This is a genomic window from Vibrio sp. 5S239 (assembly GCF_041439575.1).
GTDB lineage: Bacteria > Pseudomonadota > Gammaproteobacteria > Enterobacterales > Vibrionaceae > Vibrio > Vibrio kanaloae.
This window is the reverse complement of the sequence record NZ_JBGOOM010000002.1, coordinates 143,655-163,728: the sequence shown is the minus strand read 5'-3', so window position 1 is coordinate 163,728 and position 20,074 is coordinate 143,655. Positions and strand designations below refer to the sequence as shown.

14 protein-coding genes are annotated in these 20,074 nt (G+C 45.1%); 9 read left to right on the top strand and 5 right to left on the bottom strand.

The features are described from left to right. Positions 1-129 precede the first annotated feature (129 nt). From prpC to ACED48_RS02875, 6 genes are all read left to right on the top strand, one after another. Entirely contained in the window at positions 130-1,344 is a 1,215-nt protein-coding gene (gene prpC, locus ACED48_RS02900; protein ID WP_017055250.1) for a 2-methylcitrate synthase, read from the top strand. A gap of 100 nt (positions 1,345-1,444) precedes the next feature. Further along, positions 1,445-4,081 (top strand): Fe/S-dependent 2-methylisocitrate dehydratase AcnD, encoded by a 2,637-nt coding sequence (acnD, locus tag ACED48_RS02895; protein WP_017055251.1) that lies wholly within the window; start codon positions 1,445-1,447, stop codon positions 4,079-4,081. A 9-nt stretch (positions 4,082-4,090) separates the two neighbouring features. Further along, entirely contained in the window at positions 4,091-5,263 is a 1,173-nt protein-coding gene (gene prpF / locus ACED48_RS02890) for a 2-methylaconitate cis-trans isomerase PrpF (protein WP_017055252.1), read from the top strand. A 116-nt stretch (positions 5,264-5,379) separates the two neighbouring features. Further along, entirely contained in the window at positions 5,380-7,284 is a 1,905-nt protein-coding gene (locus ACED48_RS02885; protein ID WP_017055253.1) for a propionyl-CoA synthetase, read from the top strand. Between the two features lie 162 nt (positions 7,285-7,446). After that, positions 7,447-7,926, top strand: a complete 480-nt coding sequence (locus ACED48_RS02880) for a GNAT family N-acetyltransferase (RefSeq protein ID WP_017055254.1) — start codon at positions 7,447-7,449, stop codon at positions 7,924-7,926. A gap of 72 nt (positions 7,927-7,998) precedes the next feature. Next, complete coding sequence (locus ACED48_RS02875; protein ID WP_017055255.1) at positions 7,999-9,411, top strand: NUDIX domain-containing protein; 1,413 nt, start codon at positions 7,999-8,001, stop codon at positions 9,409-9,411. A gap of 105 nt (positions 9,412-9,516) precedes the next feature. On the opposite strand, the gene ACED48_RS02870 is transcribed toward ACED48_RS02875, so the two are convergent. Then, entirely contained in the window at positions 9,517-10,326 is an 810-nt protein-coding gene (locus ACED48_RS02870; protein ID WP_017055256.1) for a Cof-type HAD-IIB family hydrolase, read from the bottom strand. Between the two features lie 184 nt (positions 10,327-10,510). Here ACED48_RS02870 and queE point away from each other — a divergent pair, with 184 nt between their 5' ends. Together queE and queC are read left to right on the top strand one after the other, a co-directional pair. Beyond that, positions 10,511-11,179, top strand: a complete 669-nt coding sequence (gene queE, locus ACED48_RS02865) for a 7-carboxy-7-deazaguanine synthase QueE (protein ID WP_315897559.1) — start codon at positions 10,511-10,513, stop codon at positions 11,177-11,179. Between the two features lie 58 nt (positions 11,180-11,237). Continuing rightward, positions 11,238-11,933 carry a 7-cyano-7-deazaguanine synthase QueC gene (gene queC / locus ACED48_RS02860; RefSeq protein ID WP_017055258.1) on the top strand — a complete coding sequence of 232 codons (696 nt, stop codon included), beginning with the start codon at positions 11,238-11,240 and terminating at the stop codon, positions 11,931-11,933. Here the strand turns inward: queC and ACED48_RS02855 are convergent. From ACED48_RS02855 to ACED48_RS02840, 4 genes are all read right to left on the bottom strand, one after another. Continuing rightward, positions 11,893-13,920: a tetratricopeptide repeat-containing diguanylate cyclase gene (locus ACED48_RS02855; protein ID WP_029626810.1), complete on the bottom strand. Its 2,028-nt coding sequence runs from the start codon at positions 13,918-13,920 to the stop codon at positions 11,893-11,895. The two genes, queC and ACED48_RS02855, sit on opposite strands and share 41 nt — an antisense overlap. 163 nt (positions 13,921-14,083) lie before the next feature. Then, the gene (locus ACED48_RS02850) at positions 14,084-14,434 is read right to left on the bottom strand and encodes a DUF2750 domain-containing protein (protein WP_017055260.1); all 351 of its coding nucleotides are present in this window, start codon (positions 14,432-14,434) and stop codon (positions 14,084-14,086) included. A 133-nt stretch (positions 14,435-14,567) separates the two neighbouring features. Beyond that, positions 14,568-15,185 carry an OmpA family protein gene (locus tag ACED48_RS02845; RefSeq protein WP_017055261.1) on the bottom strand — a complete coding sequence of 206 codons (618 nt, stop codon included), beginning with the start codon at positions 15,183-15,185 and terminating at the stop codon, positions 14,568-14,570. Next, positions 15,185-16,450 carry a TolC family outer membrane protein gene (locus tag ACED48_RS02840; protein ID WP_029626811.1) on the bottom strand — a complete coding sequence of 422 codons (1,266 nt, stop codon included), beginning with the start codon at positions 16,448-16,450 and terminating at the stop codon, positions 15,185-15,187. Before ACED48_RS02840 ends, ACED48_RS02845 begins: the two co-directional genes overlap by 1 nt. A 445-nt stretch (positions 16,451-16,895) precedes the next feature. On the opposite strand from ACED48_RS02840, the gene ACED48_RS02835 reads away from it, so the two are divergent. Then, a partial coding sequence (locus tag ACED48_RS02835; protein WP_371726448.1) for an Ig-like domain-containing protein occupies positions 16,896-20,074 on the top strand: 3,179 nt, incomplete at its 3' end.

Below are 20,074 nucleotides of genomic sequence, written 5' to 3'. Positions count from 1 at the left end.
AAGAATCAACTTAATCCAATAACGTGAAATGGTTAGTCGCCATATCCAGTACCGATGATAAAGATCACCGGACACATAAACAGGCAGCACCAAAGAGTGCGGGCGGCTAACACAGAAAAGGAGTTCATCATGTCTGTATCTTTGAGTGATAAAGCAGCTGTCGAAAAGGCTTCAACAGAAAACCAACAACAAAGCGAAAAAACAGCAAGTGCACCAGTAAGCACACCTGCAATCGGTGGTGCTGGTCTCCGTGGCCAGAGTGCGGGAACCACCGCGCTGTGTACGGTAGGAAAATCAGGAACCGGCTTAACCTACCGTGGTTATGATATTACCGATCTTGCTAATAATGCTCAGTTCGAAGAAGTGGCGTATCTGCTACTAAGAGGTCACCTACCCACTGAAAAAGAGCTAGATGATTACAAAACATTGTTGGTTGGTTTGCGCGGCTTGCCTCAACCTTTGAAAGCAGCACTAGAGCTTATCCCTGCAGACGCTCATCCAATGGATGTGATGAGAACGGGTTGTTCAATGCTCGGTAATCTAGAGCAAGAGTCTGATTTTTCTGAGCAACTGTCCGCGACCGAACGAATGCTCGCACTTTTCCCTGCGATTATTTGTTACTGGTATCGCTTTAGCCATGATGGCGTGCGAATTGATACTGAAGATCAAAGTGAAGAGTGTTTAGGTGGCTACTTCCTGAAGATGCTAACGGATAAAACACCTAGTGAACTTCATAAGAAGGTGATGCACTGCTCGCTAACCCTTTACGCGGAACATGAGTTTAATGCCTCTACTTTTGCTGCTCGTGTGTGTGCATCCACACTGTCAGATATCCACTCTTGTGTCACCGCAGCGATTGGTACGTTGAGAGGCCCTTTACATGGCGGTGCAAACGAAGCTGCGATGGAAATGATCCAAGATTGGCAAACCGCCGATGAAGCGGAAACGAACATCATGAATATGCTTGCTAACAAAGACAAGATCATGGGCTTCGGTCATGCCATTTATCGTGAAAGCGACCCACGAAATGCTCTAATCAAGCGTTGGTCAAAAGAGCTTGCTCAAGAGGTGGGAGGTAAGCAGCTTTACGCGGTTTCTGAGCGTGTTGAAGCGGTAATGAAACGCGAGAAAGGGCTGTTCTGTAATGCTGATTTCTTCCATGCGTCGGCTTATCACTTCATGGACATCCCAACCAAACTGTTTACACCAATCTTTGTGATGAGCCGCCTCACAGGTTGGACGGCACACGTGTTCGAACAAAGAGAAAACAATCGCATCATTCGTCCAAGTGCAGACTATACCGGGCCAGAGCATCAAGACTGGCTACCTATTCATCTACGTTAGCCCTCTATAACGAGCCGACTTATGTCTGAGGTGACTTCCGTCTTCATACGACAAGGCCTCAAGAAACAACGAATAGAATTTAACAGGTAATGGTGGATGTATGTCTGATGTAAAACTTCAAAGAAACCAAGAGCTTGATGAAAGCAAGTATCGAAAGGTTTTACCGGGTACGGGCTTAGAATATTTCGACGCTTGCGAAGCGGTAGAAGCAATATCCCCGGGCGCTTATAAAACCTTGCCTTATACGTCGCGAGTATTAGCGGAACAATTGGTAAGACGTTGTGAACCTGAAACCCTTAAAGACAGCTTAAAACAGATTATTGAACGTAAGAGCGACTTAGATTTTCCTTGGTATCCTGCGCGCGTGGTGTGTCATGACATTCTTGGTCAAACAGCCTTGGTTGATTTGGCTGGATTAAGAGACGCGATTGCCGACCAAGGCGGAGACCCTGCCAAGGTGAACCCCGTTGTCGAAACTCAATTGATTGTTGATCACTCTTTGGCAGTGGAACATGCCGGGTTTGATAACGAAGCATTTGATAAAAACCGCGCGATTGAAGAGCGCAGAAACGAAGACCGTTTTCACTTTATCGAATGGTGTAAAACAGCGTTTAAGAACGTGAGTGTGATCCCTGCTGGTAACGGGATCATGCACCAGATTAACTTGGAGAAAATGTCTCCGGTTATTCAATCTAAAGAAGGTATCGCTTTCCCTGATACCTGTGTTGGTACCGATAGCCATACACCGCACGTCGATGCTCTGGGCGTTATTGCGATTGGTGTGGGCGGCTTGGAAGCTGAGACAGTGATGCTCGGTCGTCCGTCAATGATGCGTTTGCCTGATATTGTCGGCGTTAAACTGACGGGTCAACGACAAGAAGGGATAACCGCAACGGATATTGTGCTTGCGATTACTGAGTTCCTTCGCAATGAGAGAGTGGTCTCAAGCTATTTGGAGTTCTTCGGTGAAGGGGCTCGTGCACTGACCATTGGTGACCGCGCAACCATCTCCAACATGACGCCAGAGTACGGTGCGACAGCGGGTATGTTCTATATCGATGAGCAGACTATTCAATACCTGAAACTCACTGGTCGAGAGCCTGAGCAGGTTGAACTAGTTGAACGCTACGCTAAGCAAACTGGGCTATGGGCTGACGATCTCGATTCTGCTCAATATGAGCGTGTATTAGAGTTTGATTTATCGAAGGTCGAGCGCAATCTTGCCGGGCCTTCGAACCCACATCGTCGTTTGCCAACCAGAGAGCTGGCTGAACAAGGCATCAGTCAAACATCTTGGAAAGAGAAGCATGCTAAGCAGTACAGCGACGAGCAAATGCCAGATGGTGCCGTAATCATTGCGGCGATTACCTCTTGTACGAATACCAGTAATCCAAGAAACGTGGTCGCCGCTGCATTGGTGGCTAAGAAAGCCAATCAGCTTGGATTAGTTCGCAAGCCGTGGGTGAAAACGTCATTTGCGCCAGGTTCTAAAGTTGCCAAACTCTATCTCGAGTCAGCAGGTTTGCTACCTGAGCTGGAAAAGCTAGGCTTCGGTATCGTCGGTTATGCGTGTACTACCTGTAATGGTATGAGCGGGGCGTTGGATCCTGCTATCCAACAAGAGATCATCGACCGTGACCTGTATTCAACCGCTGTGTTATCGGGGAATCGAAACTTCGATGGTCGAATCCATCCCTATGCAAAGCAAGCGTTCTTAGCCTCACCGCCATTGGTGGTTGCTTACGCGTTAGCTGGCACGATTCGCTTTGATATCGAGAAAGACAGCTTAGGTACTGACAACAATGGTAAGCCAATCTACTTAAGCGATTTATGGCCGAGTGATGCCGAGATCGATGCCGTTGTCGGTGAGCATGTTAAGCCTCAGCAATTCCAACAAATTTACGTAAAAATGTTCCAGCCAGACGAGGAGCAAGCAACGACTGAACCACTTTATGACTGGCGACCTCAAAGTACCTATATTCGCAGACCACCTTATTGGGAAGGGGCTCTTGCGGGAGAGCGAAGCTTATCTGGTATGAGGCCTTTAGCGATTCTGGGTGACAACATCACCACGGATCACTTATCTCCTTCAAATGCGATTCTCGCTTCGAGCGCTGCGGGGGAATACCTCACAAAAATGGAAGTGCCGGAAGAGGACTTTAACTCTTATGCGACCCACCGAGGCGATCATCTTACGGCACAAAGAGCGACCTTTGCTAACCCGAAACTGTTCAATGAAATGGTCAAGGAATCAGGAAGCGTGGTACAGGGTTCATTAGCACGAGTTGAGCCTGAGGGACAAGTAACTCGCATGTGGGAAGCGATAGAGACCTACATGAACCGTAAACAACCTTTGATTGTTGTGGCTGGCGCAGACTATGGGCAAGGCTCATCACGCGATTGGGCGGCCAAAGGAGTTCGCTTAGCGGGTGTTGAAGTGATTGTTGCTGAAGGCTTTGAGCGAATCCACAGGACCAATTTAGTCGGTATGGGCGTTTTGCCTTTGCAATTCAAAGAGGGAACGGATCGCAACACCTTACAACTCGATGGCACTGAGCTTTACGATGTGTATGGCGACATCCAAGCGGGTTCAGATTTGGCGTTGGTAATCACTCGTAAAAGCGGTGCAAAACTTGATGTGCCAGTGACCTGTAGATTGGATACGGCAGACGAAGTAAGTGTGTACAGCGCTGGTGGCGTATTACAACGCTTTGCCAAAGACTTTCTCGCGCAATAGGAGCCTATGATGGACATTAAACAGATAAAAGTCCCGGCAACTTATATGCGCGGAGGGACCAGTAAAGGTGTTTTCTTTTGCTTGAATGACTTGCCAGAAGCGGCGCAAGTAGCGGGATCTGCGAGAGACGAATTCCTTCTGCGTGTGATTGGCAGCCCAGATCCTTATGGTAAGCAAACCGATGGTATGGGTGGTGCAACATCCAGTACCAGTAAAACCGTGATTGTTTCGAAAAGCAGTAAGGCCGATCACGATGTTGATTATCTCTTTGGTCAAGTGGCGATAGACAAGCCGTTTGTCGATTGGAGTGGTAACTGTGGGAACTTGTCTGCGGCAATTGGTCCGTTCGCCATTCACAGTGGTTTGGTCGATTCAAGTCGTATTCCAGAAAACGGTGTGGTCGAGGTGCGAGTATGGCAAGTGAACATAGAGAAAACCATCATTGTTCACGTGCCCATCGTTAATGGTGAAGTTCAAGAGTTGGGTGATTTTGAACTCGATGGCGTCACTTTCCCCGCCGCTGAAATTCAGGTTGATTTTCTAGACCCAGCCGATGCGAGTGGCTCTATGTTCCCAACAGGGAATATTGTCGATTTTTTAGATGTTCCAGATTTGGGTTGCATCAAAGCGACATACATTAATGCTGGGATACCCACCATTTTTGTTGATGCTGAATCGGTTGGTTACCAAGGCACTGAACTTCAATCAGATATCAATAGTGATACCAAAGCCTTGGCTCTGTTTGAATCCATACGAGCACATGGCGCCGTTGCGATGGGGCTTATTGATTCGTTAGAACAAGCTGAATCTTGCCAACACACACCTAAAGTCGCCTTTGTTGCTAAGCCTCAAGCGTATCAAGCTTCAAGTGGCAAGTTGGTTGCTGTGGATGATACTGACGTTCTGATACGAGCTTTGTCTATGGGGCAACTGCATCACGCCATGATGGGCACAGCAGCGGTTGCGATTGCTTCAGCCGCAAGTGTCCCGGGGACTTTAGTGAATTTAGCGGCGGGAGGAAGCTCTCGTGACTTTGTGACCTTTGGTCATCCATCAGGAATCTTGAAGGTGGGTGCTAAAGCTTTGCAGACCGAAAGCGGTTGGAAAATAGAAAGGGCGATCATGAGCCGTAGTGCCCGAGTGATTATGGAAGGTGCCATTCGTGTGCCTTTTCCCAAGTAAAGCGATTGTCGTGAGCGGTTAAATGTTCCGAAAACAACGCTGAGAAAAGAGTGCAACCAAGTGTTACTGCCAAAGACTAGCCGCTTGGAAAATGGATAAATCATGGAGGAGGCACTATGTCTGCTACGAATCGAATGAACAGAAAAACCGATTACATCACCGAGTATCAATGGGCGAGGGAAGACCCAAATTCATTTTGGGAAACACAATCACAAGCCATTGATTGGTTTGAGTCTCCAGAAACGATATTACAAACGGACGATAACGGTATTGAACGCTGGTTTCCTGATGGGGTGATGAATACTTGTTGGTTGGCGTTGGATTATCATTGTAAAAATGGCCGTGGTGATAAGGTCGCGCTGATCTATGATTCGCCAGTCACGGGTATCAAGTCGTCTTACACCTACAATGAGCTTCGTGAACAAGTGGCTAAGACAGCGGGTATGTTGGCTCAACAGGGTGTAATCAAAGGAGATCGTGTGGTTATCTACATGCCAATGATTCCTGAAGCGGCAATGGCAATGCTAGCCTGTGCACGACTAGGCGCAGTGCACTCTGTGGTGTTCGGCGGATTTGCTCCGCATGAGCTTGCGGTTCGAATTGAAGATGCCGAACCCAAAGTCTTGATCACCGCCTCATGTGGTATCGAAATCAACAAGGTTCTACCTTATAAACCGATGGTTGACCGCGCGATCATGGATAGCCGTTGGAAGCCTGAAAAAGTCGTAGTTTTTCAAAGAGAGCAATGCCTTGCTGAGTTAAACAAAGAGCGTGATTTGCATTGGCAACAAGCGGTGGCTGGTATTGAGCCTCATGAGTGTGTGCCTGTTTTGGCAACCGACCCGTTATATATCCTCTATACCTCGGGTACGACAGGGAAGCCGAAAGGGGTTGTCCGCGATAATGGCGGTCACGCGGTCGCGATGAAATACTCGATGAGCACTATCTACGATATGCCGCAAGATGGTGTGTTTTGGGCGGCTTCTGATGTGGGTTGGGTGGTTGGGCATTCTTATATTGTGTACGCACCACTGATTCATGGCTGTACCACGATTCTGTTTGAAGGCAAGCCCGTACGAACGCCAGATCCCGGCGCATTTTGGCGAGTGTGTGAAGAATACAAAGTCGATGTATTGTTTTCTGCTCCAACGGCATTTAGAGCCATTAAGAAAGAAGATCCAAAAGGCGAGTTGCTCACCAAGTATGACTTATCATCGCTCAAGTCGATTTTTATGGCGGGAGAGCGTTTAGACCCGCCAACATTGGACTGGGTTGAGTCTCATACCAATAAACCAGTTATCGATCATTGGTGGCAAACAGAAACAGGCTGGGCCATTTCCGCCAATCCAACAGGGTTAGAATCTTTACCAGTGAAAGCGGGCTCTTCCACTAAACCTGTTCCGGGTTACCAAGTGGAGATTCTCAATGAACTCGGTGAAGTAGCTCAGCCTAATCAACAAGGTTTTGTGGCCCTTAAACGTCCACTACCACCCGGTTGTCTGCCAACGGTTTGGCGTAATCATGATCGATTTGAATCTGGCTATCTGAGCCAATTCCCAGGCTATTACGTTTCGGGTGATGGTGGTTATCTCGATGAAGATGGTTACCTATTTATCATGGGGCGTATTGATGATGTGATAAACGTGGCGGGGCATCGTCTGTCGACAGGAGAAATGGAAGAGATCGTTGGAGGTCACCCAGCCGTTGCAGAATGCGCGGTAGTCGGTATTCACGATGACTTAAAAGGGCAGCTACCTCTGGGTTTAGTTGTGCTGAAAGATGGCGCCAAAGTCGATGGTATTGAGTTACAAGCGGAGTTGGTTGGCAAGGTTCGCAATGAGATTGGCGCGGTCGCCTGTTTTAAGCAAGCCTTGGTTGTTGAGAGACTACCTAAGACACGCTCAGGCAAGATCTTACGCAGAACCATCCGACAAATTGCAGAAGGTGAACAATATGTGGTGCCTTCGACGATTGACGATCCTACCAGCTTAACTGAAATTGCTAAGAAGTTAGGCAAATAGGTTTGAATCAAAATATCAACTTATGGTCACAATAATGTGGCCATTTTTGTATCTAAACGTGCCGTTCAAACAATGAATTAATTCAATTACTTGTATAGATACTGACTGCAAGTAAACTAGACTTAATTTAAATACTAATTTGGTTTGAGAAGCGTACTCGTCATGAATGTCACCCTAAGGGCAGCAAAGCACACCGATCTAGAGCAACTTAATGAGTTGATGTTTGATCTTCACCAACATCATCATATTGCATGTCCTGAGCATTTTAAAACGGCTGAAGAAATAGAGCAGGAAAAGAGTATCGCACGATATTTGGATAACCCTGAGTGCTTGGTGTACGTGGCATTAAAAGGGGGACTGATTATTGGTTTTATCTCGGGGCATTTTTGTGAGCTTATCTCAACTGTGAGTAAACCGGTACAGATGGGCAGTGTCGACGAGCTTTTTGTTTTGCCGGAATATCGTAAACTGAAGGTGGCGAAAATGCTGTTTAGTCGTGTTGAGTCGACTTTTGAGGACTATGGCGTGACGCAGGTTTTTGTCGAGGTTTGGGATTTTAATTCACCTGCCAAGGATTTCTATCAAAAAATGGGGTTCACTCCTCATATTCAATGGATGAGAAAGTCTTTGCACGAAACATAGACAGCAGTCTTCGTTGTGTAGGATTACACTAGAGTATTCTGTATTTTCAGCTTTTATTTTTAGGTAAATTTGTTGGTTATTCGATATTTATTAGTTCTTATTTTTTCTCTTTTGAGTACTACTTCCGCTTGGGCTAGCAACACCTTGCCTGATCATGTCGCGGGTGCCTTGTGTGTAGTGCGTGCTGATAACCAAATCGTGTTGGTTGATGAACTGATCACAGGGCGATTATCTCTGCCGGGTGGCACTGTTGTTTCTGGTGAGCCTCCAGCTATCGCAGCGCAACGTGAAACTTGGGAAGAGGCCGGTTTGTCCGTTACTGTTGGTGATGTGCTGGGTTACACCGATAGCGCCGTTGTGTTTGACTGCGTCTCTGATTCTGAAGTGGTCAGTTATCGAGCTCAAAATGAGCTAGGTGGCTTTGAACTTCCTGTCTGGTTTGCTCCTCACTATGGAGTCGAGGTTAGCAGAGCGATGTTGCTTCCTCCTAATGAGTTGGAAGCAAACCAATACCGTTACCCAGAACAGTGGTCTGAGATTAACGAGCTGTTTCTTTCCGCGAAGGAGCAGCCAGTGACTTATGTGACTGAGCTAGTGGGCGCTGCGCCGAAAGTTCACCAAGTTGAACTGAACTGGATTGTTTCACTTCAAAACATGTTCGATAATTTGCCGAGTGTGTTTTCTAGTACGGCACTTTTGACTGACTTACTCGCAAAGCCCTGGGTTTTCATCATTATCCTGCCGTTGATAGCTTGGTATTTTGGCCGTAATTTTGCGTTGAAGTTTGGTTTCACGTTGATATCAGTAACACTGCTTACTTTAATTGCGCACCAAGGCTTTGGTTTTCCACCTCCGCACGCCTATTTACCAACATTGAAACTGGTGCTGAGCAGTGGGTATAGTTTTCCAAGTTTGTTAGCTGCCCTATGGGTCAGTTTAAGCTTATTAGTATTTTGGAAACTAAAGTGTTTGTTTGAACAAAAGTCGATAGTGATTGTGGTCGTTGGTCTACTTTGGATAATGCTGTTTAAGTCTTATTCAGGCAGTGCTTTCTTTAGTGATGTTTTGATTGGCGGCGTATTGGGAGCCTTAACAACGTGGCATATTGTGAGATTAGACGCGAAACCTGATGTTGATATTAGTGTGTTATTGAGCTCTAAAGGTGTTTGGTGGGGCTTGTGCCTGTTATCAATCGTACTTACGGTTATCTGGCCATTACCAACATTCTCATTCTGGGTGGCGATTTTGATGACAATTGCTTGCCTTGTAACATTAATAGACTCAAAACCTTTGGTCGGTCAGTTCTCATTTAAGGTCGTGATTGGGGTCATTGTGATGCTACTTGCTGGTAATTTGCTGATCAGTTGGGCGGGGAGCTTTGTCTCTTTTAGTGGTATCGCTTCTTTTATTGTTGAGACGTTACGTTTTCCAATCTTGATTTTATTTGGTGTAGTCGCGTTTCGTCTGCCTTGGGCTCGGAAATAGTTAAACCACTCTTGTTAAATAAAAGAAGGCTGTGCACTGCACAGCCTTCTTTATCTCAAGATATTTTAGGGCGAGATAGATAAAGCCTAAGGGTTTATCTAACGTTTACGAGTTGAAGATAAATTTTTCAATCGCGACGGCTACACCGTGGTCGTCATTGCTTGATGTTATGTAGTCAGCTAACTTCTTGGTCTCCTCCATTGCGTTGTCCATTGCAATGCCAAGGCCAGCAAAATTAAGCATGTGATGATCGTTCTCTGCATCACCCATACAGATCACTTCTTCTGCTGCAATACCCAAGTGCTTAGCAATGGCTTCGATACCGACACCTTTGTTTGAGTTCGGGTTAAGAAATTCTAAGAAGAAGGGGGCACTTTGCACGATAGTGAACTGATTCTTAAGCTGCTGAGGTAAATTGCTTATGATTTCAGTCAATTTCGTTGGTTCAGCTACAATCATAGTTTTTATAATTTCATGATCGTCTTCCAGTTGAGAGAAGTCGAGTTCGGTTATGTCTAAGCCGTTAATACGCGCTTCAATACTTGTGTACTCATTATTCTCTGGAGTAATCAAACCATGAACCTTGCTGAAAGCATGAACATAGCCACCAAGTTGTTCAGCCAATACCGCGACCTCTTTCGCTGCTTTACCATTACTGATCTCGCTATGGATGAGCTCTTTTGTCGAAACGTTCTGAACCATACAGCCATTGTAGAAGAGCACAAAGTCATCGTCGCCATTGATTGAAAGTTCATCTAACTTACTCTGCATGCCTTCTAAAGGGCGACCAGAAGCCAGAACGACTTTCACACCGGTAGCACGAGCTTTGGCAATCGCGTCTTTGTTCTCTTGAGAAATTACTTTTTTACTGTTGAGTAGTGTCCCATCCATATCAAGAGCAATTAGTTTGTACATGTTGTTCCTTACTAAAAATTAAAGCTTAACGAAACCTAATGAACGAAAGGATAAGGGAACTTGAAACTTCAGGCTAGGGGTTTGAGCAACTCATTTATCGCTATTCATTTGTTTGACCAAAACGAGTAAGTGCTTTAAGGTCTGCGGTTGATTAATTTCATCAAATAATAAAGCAGAGGGAAAGTTGTACAAGATTAATGAAATGTTTGAAACCATCCAGGGTGAGGGCATGTTTACTGGCGTTCCCGCTGTTTTTGTTCGTCTGCAAGTTTGTCCTGTAGGCTGTTCTTGGTGCGATACCAAACAGACTTGGGACGCATTACCTAAAGATGAAACTAGTCTTGGTAACATCATGGTTAAAACAGAGGATTCACCAACTTGGTCAGCAATTGATGCTCAAGGAATTGTGAATGAATATATCAAGCAAGGTTACACTGCTAAGCACATTGTGATTACTGGTGGTGAGCCATGCATTTATGATCTTGTTCCTCTTACTGAAGCATTTGAGCAGCACGGTTGTCGCTGTCAGATTGAGACTAGCGGAACATCAGAAGTTAAAGCTACATCGGACACTTGGGTTACGGTGTCACCAAAAGTGGCAATGAAGGCGAAACTGGAAATTTTAGATAGCGCTTTACAACGCGCTAACGAAATTAAGCATCCAGTAGGCACAAGCAAAGACATCGAACAACTTGACGGTTTATTGGATCGAGCTGCGGTTGCTAGCGACACTGTTATCGCTCTGCAACCAATCAGTCAAAAAGACCGCGCTACTCAGCTTTGTATTGATACCTGCATTGAGCGCAATTGGCGCTTATCAATACAAACTCACAAATATTTGAGCATCGCGTAGGTTGTATTTTTACTGGGCAAGATAAGTCGCTAGTAGAAGGTTCTCGTAAGGATTTAAGATGAAAAAAGCAGTGGTAGTATTCAGTGGTGGTCAAGACTCAACAACGTGTCTTGTTCAGGCATTAAAAGAGTATGATGAAGTTCATGCTATTACGTTTGATTATGGTCAGCGTCATAGACTCGAGATTGAAGTTGCTGAGTCATTGTCGAAAGAGCTTGGTGTAAAAGCGCACAAAGTGATGGATGTGACTTTGTTGAATGAACTGGCTATCAGCTCTCTGACTCGTGACGATATTCCTGTGTCTCATGAGCTGCAAGAGAATGGGCTGCCGAATTCATTCGTTCCTGGTCGTAATATTCTATTCCTAACTCTAGCGGGCATTTACGCTTACCAAATCGGTGCTGAAACCGTGATTACAGGTGTGTGTGAAACAGACTTTTCTGGTTACCCTGATTGCCGTAATGACTTTGTGAAGGCGATGAACTCGGCACTTGTACAAGGTATGGACAAGAAGCTTGATATCAAAACTCCATTAATGTGGCTGAATAAAGCTGAAACATGGGCGATGGCCGACCAGTATTCTGCACTTGATCTTGTTCGTAACAAAACCCTGACTTGCTACAACGGTATTATCGGTGATGGCTGTGGCGATTGTCCTGCGTGTGAACTGCGTAAAGTTGGCCTTAACGACTACTTAGCTGACCGTGAAAGCATTATGGTTGAGTTGGTTCGTAAACAGACGGAGTATAAATAGCTTCAGGTAGATCAATCGGTTCGCTATAAGCATCAATGATACAGTTTCGACCATTACTCTTTGCTTGATACAACGCTTGGTCAAGAACAGAGTAGAGCTCATCAAAGTCACTTAGTGCGTTTGAGGTTGCTAGATACGCAAAACTCGCGGTTACATTAAGTGGCTTTTTGCTTTCTGACAGAAAGATACTGTTTGATATTGCATAATGCAGTTCTTCTACACGTTCACGCACCTCAGAAGGCTTGATGTCGGTCAGCATGACAAGAAATTCTTCGCCGCCCAAGCGGCCAAATAACTCACCTTTTACTAAATGCTTTCTTATTTGATTACCCACATAAACGAGTGCTCTGTCACCTGTTGGGTGACCATATTCATCATTAATCTGCTTAAACTTATCTAGGTCGAGCAAAATAAGAACATGTTGCCTATTTGTTCTTTGGCAACGTTTAATTTGCTTAATTCTGCGTATTATCTCGGTGCGGTTGTATGATTTTGTCATGCCATCAATAGTAGCCTTCGCTCGAATTGCTCTATTTACTAACATGGTTAAGATTGTTGTGCATAGCAACACCATTACAATGATATTGTACACTCGCCGTTGATGTTCCATTTTTTCAATATAAAGTCGGTCTTGTCTTGTTTGATTTGTTAAGAGTGAGTGTTTTAATTCTTGATCGTATCTGGCGTGAGTAAGATCGAGCGCTTCAAAAGCTAACCTGATGTCTGTGTTTCGCGCTTCCATTTCTATAGCCGTGTATCGTTGGTACAAATAGAAAGCCTGTTTGTAATCTTCGAGGGTTTGCTCAATATCAGATAGTTGAAGAAGTGCTTGAGCAATATATTTGGGCCTTGTGACTTGTTCGGCTAATTCTAGCGCTTGTTGAGCATAATTAAGTGCTTCTGTTGTTAGTTGTTGTTCTTCGAACATGTCACTTATTGTAAGGTAAGCATTAATTCGAATGACATCATTATTGAGTTCATTGGATGCTGAAAGAGACTCGACTAGGTAGCTTTGGGCTAAATCATATTCTTTTGCTTGGGTATAGGCTTTTCCTAAACCTAAGTTTGCCATAGCGATGCCGTAGTTATGAGAAGATGCAACCAATAGTGTTTTTGCTTTTATAAAATGGTCGATTGCTAAACTGTTTTTTCTTTGGTTTAGGTATAGGTCAGCTAGGCTGTGATGAACTTGAGCTCTCATCAAATCAGAAGCATTAGCTCTGAGAGTCAACGCTTCCTCTAAGTACTGCGCCGACTTTTCGTATTGCTTTAGCTCTTTAAGTAAATTACCAACATCGTTATAGATTCCTGAAATATCATGCCCTTGTGGAAACACATTGATCAAAGATAGGTAGGTATTTAACGCAGCTTGATAATCACTACGGAAATGGTGATTATTGGCGATTACGCGATAAGTAGTGAACTTAGGGAGTACAGGGTCTTCTATCTGCTCCAAAGCATTTTTAAGTGCTGAGCAATAGTAGTTTGCTTGATGATACTTAGCTTGCTCGTTTAACGAACGACATAACTGATACTTCAATAGCGCACGGCCAGTTTGGTCGTTCCATGACTGCATTTTCGTCAGTAAGGTTAAAAAAATCTTTTGAGCTTGCTCATTTTCTCCTTGAGCATCCTTTGTAAGAGCCAAAATAAACGCTTCTTCAATGGCTTGATATTCCTTATCTTTGTTGTCCATACCATAAAATGGCTGACCTCTGTGCATCATATATTGATATAACAGGGATGATATGTAGAGCTTATCTCCAAAATGACTTAGGTTAGTGTAGCGCGTTTGGAGCATATTCAATGCACGTGCGGGTGAGTGTTTCAGAGTCGATAGATAAAGCGCATTCCAATCGGCATTGGGAGTCTCATGTAGATTGGAGGAGGGGATTGATGAATCATGTAGTTCATCTGCTGTTGATATTTGGCTATAAGAATAAAAGCTAATGAAAAGCAGCAAGGCAATGAAAGTGGAGTGTATCACAATGAACTATCAATCAAATAAAGAACGATATTCTATAATTAGTTTGATGTTGCTTCAATTTTTAAGGGGTGTCGGTGAGGGACTATGCGAGGTAAGTCTCTAACTTGTTGATATCTATTGAAGATAAATAGGCCGTACGCACTCGTACGGCCTATAATGAAAATTAGATGTATAATTTCGCTAGGTCCGAAGGCTCTAGTTCTTTACCTTCTAAGCTTGCATTCCAGTTAGTACCAACAAGAACACCATCTTCAGCAAGAGTCAGTAACCAATCTTCCACAAAAATATCAAGTGGAATTTCTAGTACTTCAAAGTCGGCCCACTCTTCTACGTTATGAGCGAGGGCATCTTCTTTTGATGACCAAAATGGCATAACTTCGCTAGTTTCGAATTCAGTTGAGTCACATGCTAGCCAACCTTCTTCATTGCGAAGGCCCCATACAAGTTTTGTCTCTTGTGTTTCTGAAACGAAAAGTTCTAGGTTTGCTTGAGTATCAGCTGTTAGTTTGCTCATGGATTAATTCTCTATGTTGATAACGTGGCAAGATTAACATTATAGAAGGCTTAGGTACATGCTGTTCAAGGAATTATAAGAAAGCTGAAACGTTACTTATATAACGTTTCAGCTTAGATACCGCGGGTTGTGACTACCTTCCAAGTTTTGTGAAGATATGCCATTCTTCTTTAATATTACCTTTAAATCCAGCAACGGAAGCAACTACTTTTCGGTTTAATGCGTGGCTGATTTTGGTCCCCTCGCTATCGAAAACGGTATCCCCATAACCAATAATAGTCACTCTAGATGGTTGAATACCGTTGCTAATTAGAGCTCGTCTTACGTTTGATGCTCGTTTTTTAGATAGATCTAAGTTATGAGCCGAATTTCCGACTTTGCTGGCGTAACCTTGAAGGCGAATAGTGGTACTTTCATAGCGTTTTAAAAACGCTGCCATTTGACGGATTTGGCCAAGAAAAACAGGATTAATTTCTGTTGAGTTGTTGGCAAATAATATATGAAGTTCTTTCTCCTCCGTAGACTCGAAATAAGAGCCACAGCCATCATTATCTATCTCTGCGCCAATTTGTGTATCAATACATAAATCACGGGCGTTGATAACACCATCGTTGTCATCGTCTTCTAGATCGTAACTTTGCACGCTCTCTGGGAGCGTTCGATATTCGAATTCTTCATCGTTTGTGTCAGCTAAAATGTTGGCAGAAGCAACAAATAGACAGAGCGGAAATACAGCTTTTAGTAGCTTCATTAATATTCTACCTTTTCATTCCATTCTTGAGGGATATCGACACGTAAACCTGTCAGCAAATTACCGGTCGCGTTCATGACCCGATATTTAGCATATTGTTCATCATACTTGGCATCTAAATAACCTTTACGAGCTTCAAAGAGTTCATTCTCAGTGTTAAGTAAATCCAGAAGTGTTCGTTTACCGATGCGGTATTGCTTCTCGTAAGAGATAACCGTATCTGATGCTGAGTCTACGTGGTCTGATAAGAACTCTTTTTGTTGTACGGTTAAATCCAGAGCGCTCCACGAGAGGCGTAAACTCTCTTCTACATTACGGTAAGTGCTCTCGCGAAGGTCTTTGGCCTTGTTGAGTTGGTAAGCTGCACTTTCTGCACGGTCTTGGTCTGAACCACCGTTATACAGGTTGTACCTTAAACGAACCATAGCAGAAAACTCATCGCTGCTACCTTCATTACCGCCAGCATCGTCACGCCAGGTTTGAGCTGCTTCAAAAGAAACGGTCGGGTAATTTGAGCTTTTAGACTGTTTATATTGGAACTTAGCTGAGTCCACATCGGCTTGTGCAATTTTGATTACAGGGTGTTGGTTAAAAGCTTTCGCAAGAGCGCCATCTACGGTGTAAGGAATTGCTCCAGCGTCCGCTCGCGGAAACACTAAACCTAAAGGTGACTGTCCAACAATACGCTTAAATTGAGTATGTGTATCAAACAAATTGTTTTGCGCTGCGAGTAAATTACCATGAGCTTTAGCAATACGAGCTTCTACTTGGGACATATCTGCTGTAGAACCAATACCTGATTCGACACGTTTTTTAATATCGCTGTAGATATCCTTGTGTGTTGCTAGGTTGTTTTCAGAAAGGGTGAGTACTTCATAAGCTTTCACAGCATCAAGGTATATTTTTGTTACCTCTAGAGCGATATCTTGGGCGTTAGAGAGTAATTGGTAACGAACAGATTCTGCATCAGCCGCGGTACGATCAATATCGTTGGAAGTATTTGCGCCATCCCAAATTAACTGAGTCAAAGTAATCGTCGCTTCCTTTCGAGTCAGATCTGTCGTGTTCTGGTTAGTGACGAGATCCGTATGCTCATAGCCAATTCCACCATCCAAATCTATGCTCGGCCGGTAAGCACCACCGGAAGCATCATTTAGGTAACGTTTACTCACGTATTCGTTATACGCACTTTTAATTTCAGGATTACCTTCTAGAGTAAACGCAACGGCTTGTTCTAAGGTTTGCGCCGCCGCAGGTAAGCTCAAACTTATAGCTAACCCCAATGTTGTTTTTTGAACCCAATTCAATTTACATCTCCCCACAATTAAGCCAACACCTAAATCTTCAATTTCTGTCGTTATATATGAATTTTAGGTGAACCGCCAAAAAAACCACGCTCGCTAACCTAGTGAACGTAAATAGTTGTAAAAATGTTAACAGATTAATGCGCATTTTATGGTGTTATCGAGAGCATTAATCTTATGTATTTAAACCTATTATTTAGCGTAAACACAATAGCTTATATCGTTGATATGAGCACTTTGATTATTGTGTGATGTGACCACTGTCATTACCTTGTCACTTAGCTTGATAAATACTAGATTCATAACTAGGAATTATACGTTGTTAAGTGTTATATTTTAACTAATATTATAAATAAGATGTCATAAGTTTGACGTTGCTAATGAAAAGTGGGTTTTAGGGGATTATATGGACGTGACAGTATTGAATTTGGTTAGTTTACTTGCACTTGGTCAGCGCATTGTTATCTCACTCGATGGTACGATTCGAGTCCTACAAGATGGTGAGTCTCTGCAACCAGGGGACGTAATTCTTGAGTCCCCAAATGAATCTCAGATATCAATAAAACGATTTTCACCTGAAGACGGCAGCGAAGTTGAACTTGAACAAGACATCGCAAATATCTTTGCGGCTTTAGAGGAAGGTCAAGACCCGACCGAATTAGGCGAAGAGTTTGCGACTGAAGCTGGTCAAAATGGTTCGAGTATAAGTATCAGTGCAACCATTGAGCGAAATGGTCAAGAAACTACCCCAGGTACCGAATTTGTAACAACGGGCTTTGAAGCGTTGGGTATGTCTCGTACTCAAAGCTTGAGTCTGCTAGATGCCTTTCGTTCGATTGACCAACGCCTAGGCACAGACAACGAGACCATCGGTGATACAACAGCTCCAGATGCGCCAACACTGACACTTGATACGGACTCTGGCTCAGCGGCGGATGACCTCTTAACCAATGACGGCAGCTTCACAGTCGGCGGCACAGAAGAGGGTGCGACAGCAGAATACCTCGTTGACGGAAACTGGACGACAACCGCACCAGTACCAACTGAAGGTGACAACACGATCACCGTTCGTCAAACCGACGCAGCGGGTAATACATCAGGCAGCAGCGAGCTGACGTTCACTCTTGATACCACAGCACCCGCTGCGCCAACACTGACACTTGATACGGACTCTGGCTCAGCGGCGGATGACTTCTTAACCAACGACGGCAGCTTCACAGTCGGCGACACAGAAGAGGGTGCGACAGTAGAATACCTCGTTGACGGAAACTGGACGACAACCGCACCAGTACCAACGGAAGGTGACAACACGATCACCGTTCGTCAAACCGACGCAGCGGGTAATACATCAGGCAGCAGCGAGCTGACGTTCACTCTCGATTCCACAGCGCCAGACGCGCCGCAAATTGCCCTTGATACCGACAGTGGCACGTTGGCAGATGACTTCCTGACCAACGATGGCAGCTTTACTGTTTCTGGCACTGAAGATGGCGCCATCGTTGAATACTTGGTTGACGGGGAATGGACCACGCAAGCGCCCACGCCAAACGAAGGGGCCAACACCATCACGGTACGTCAAACCGATGCAGCCGGTAACACCTCTGGCTCAAGTGAGTTGACGTTCACACTCGATACTCAAGCAGACCAAGGAACCGTCACAGTTGATAACATCACAGCCGATGATGTCGTTACGGTCACCGAACAAGGTCAAACTATTGCTGTGACGGGCCGTGCTACTGGTGGTGATATTGAGTCTGGTGACAGTGTCACTGCGACAATCAATGGTAACGAGTACACAACGACGGTCAATGAAGATGGCGGTTGGCAACTTGATGTGAGCGGCGAAGATCTTGCTTTAGATACATATTTTAATGTCACTGTCGAATCAACAGACATTGCGGGTAACAGCAGTAACTCTACGGGGATCTCTGAGCATAGCTATAATGATACTCCGCTAATCGTCAACCTCAATGTCGATCCAGTTACCGATGATTCAATAATTAATTCAAGTGAATCTCAGGCGGCTATCACTATCACTGGCTCTGTGACCGGTGATGAATTCTCATTGGGTACTGTAAGCTTGGTTATCAATGGCAACCAATACACAGGAGTTGTCAATCCGGATACAGGTTTATTTGAGATCGAGGTTAATGGCTCAGACTTAGTTGCAGATAGCGATACGATTATTGATGCCTCTGTATCCGTCGTAAACGACATTGGCCAAGTGGGTGATGCTGAATCTACCGAGAAATATTTCACTGATACATCTGCCACCGCAGTGATCCGAGTTGATCGCATCACCGCGGATGACACGATTAACGCGGAAGAAAGCCAAGGGAATGTGTTCGTATCTGGCCGAGTTGGCTTTGATGCTGGACCGGGAGATACAGTTACTCTCGATATCAATGGAAATACGTACACAACCACTGTTCTAGCCGACAAAACTTGGTTTGTAGAGGTTTCAGGTCAAGATCTTGCCAACGATACCCAATTTAATGCATCGGTTTCTGGTATTGATGACGCAGGAAACCCATATACGGCCACGACTGTTTCAACGCATACGGTCGATCTTGAAGCCGACAAAGGCAGCGTGACGGTTGATGACATCACAGCCGATGACGTGATTAACAAAGCCGAAAGCGGACAAACCATCACGGTTAGCGGTACGGCGAAAGGTGGTGACATCAGCGAAGGCGATGTTGTGACCATGACCATCAATGGTACCGAGTACACCACCACCGTGGATGGCGATGGCAACTGGACAGTGGATGTGGCGGGCAGCGATCTGACGCAAGATGCCGAATTTGAAGTTGTGGTCACATCAACCGATAGCGTAGGCAATTCAGTACAAAGTAAAGTGATATCTACTCACGAGGTTGATACGGGTATCAGCAAACCGACCATCGATCTGGTTGCGTCGAGCGACAGCGGCAAAGAAGACGCTCACGGCAGCGACACAGACAACCTGACCAACGATACGACGCCAACCTTCACGTTCGGCAACATCGATGATGATGTTGAGAAAGTGGAAGTGTTCAACGGCACGACCTTGCTGGGTGAAGCGGTTAAAGTTGAGGGCGTGTGGACCTTCACGGCGACAGACGGTCAGCTGACAGAAGGTGCGAACAGCATCACGGTGAAAGCGACGGACGATGCGGGTAATAGCGACACATCAGACGCACTCGCAGTGACCATCGATACCGACGCGGCGGCGACCATCACAATCGATGATGATATCGCAGGCGACGACATCGTGAACGCAGCGGAAGCGGCTGGTGACGTGACCATTACGGGTACCGTGGGTGGCGACGCGAAAGAAGGTGATACGGTGACGTTGACGGTGAACGGCAACTCAACCGATTACACAGGCACGGTGAAAGCGGATGGCACTTACAGCATCAATGTACCGGGCAGCGAGTTAGTTGCGGATGCGGACAGCACCATCGTGGCGAGCGTGAGTGGCACCGATGAAGCGGGCAACCCGTTCACGGCGACGACCGAAACCAGCGGAGACAACAAAGACGGTGGTTACGAGGTTGATACGGGTATCAGCAAACCGACCATCGATCTGGTTGCGTCGAGCGA

Excerpts from the sequence above, each read along its gene's own strand:
- queC (WP_017055258.1), top strand. The coding sequence starts at position 11,238 with ATGAAAAAAGCAGTGGTAGTATTCAGTGGTGGTCAAGACTCAACAACG.
- acnD (WP_017055251.1), top strand. The coding sequence starts at position 1,445 with ATGTCTGATGTAAAACTTCAAAGAAACCAAGAGCTTGATGAAAGCAAG.
- ACED48_RS02845 (WP_017055261.1), bottom strand. The coding sequence starts at position 15,185 with ATGAAGCTACTAAAAGCTGTATTTCCGCTCTGTCTATTTGTTGCTTCT.
- prpC (WP_017055250.1), top strand. The coding sequence starts at position 130 with ATGTCTGTATCTTTGAGTGATAAAGCAGCTGTCGAAAAGGCTTCAACA.
- prpF (WP_017055252.1), top strand. The coding sequence starts at position 4,091 with ATGGACATTAAACAGATAAAAGTCCCGGCAACTTATATGCGCGGAGGG.
- ACED48_RS02870 (WP_017055256.1), bottom strand. The coding sequence starts at position 10,326 with ATGTACAAACTAATTGCTCTTGATATGGATGGGACACTACTCAACAGT.
- ACED48_RS02885 (WP_017055253.1), top strand. The coding sequence starts at position 5,380 with ATGTCTGCTACGAATCGAATGAACAGAAAAACCGATTACATCACCGAG.
- ACED48_RS02850 (WP_017055260.1), bottom strand. The coding sequence starts at position 14,434 with ATGAGCAAACTAACAGCTGATACTCAAGCAAACCTAGAACTTTTCGTT.
- ACED48_RS02880 (WP_017055254.1), top strand. The coding sequence starts at position 7,447 with ATGAATGTCACCCTAAGGGCAGCAAAGCACACCGATCTAGAGCAACTT.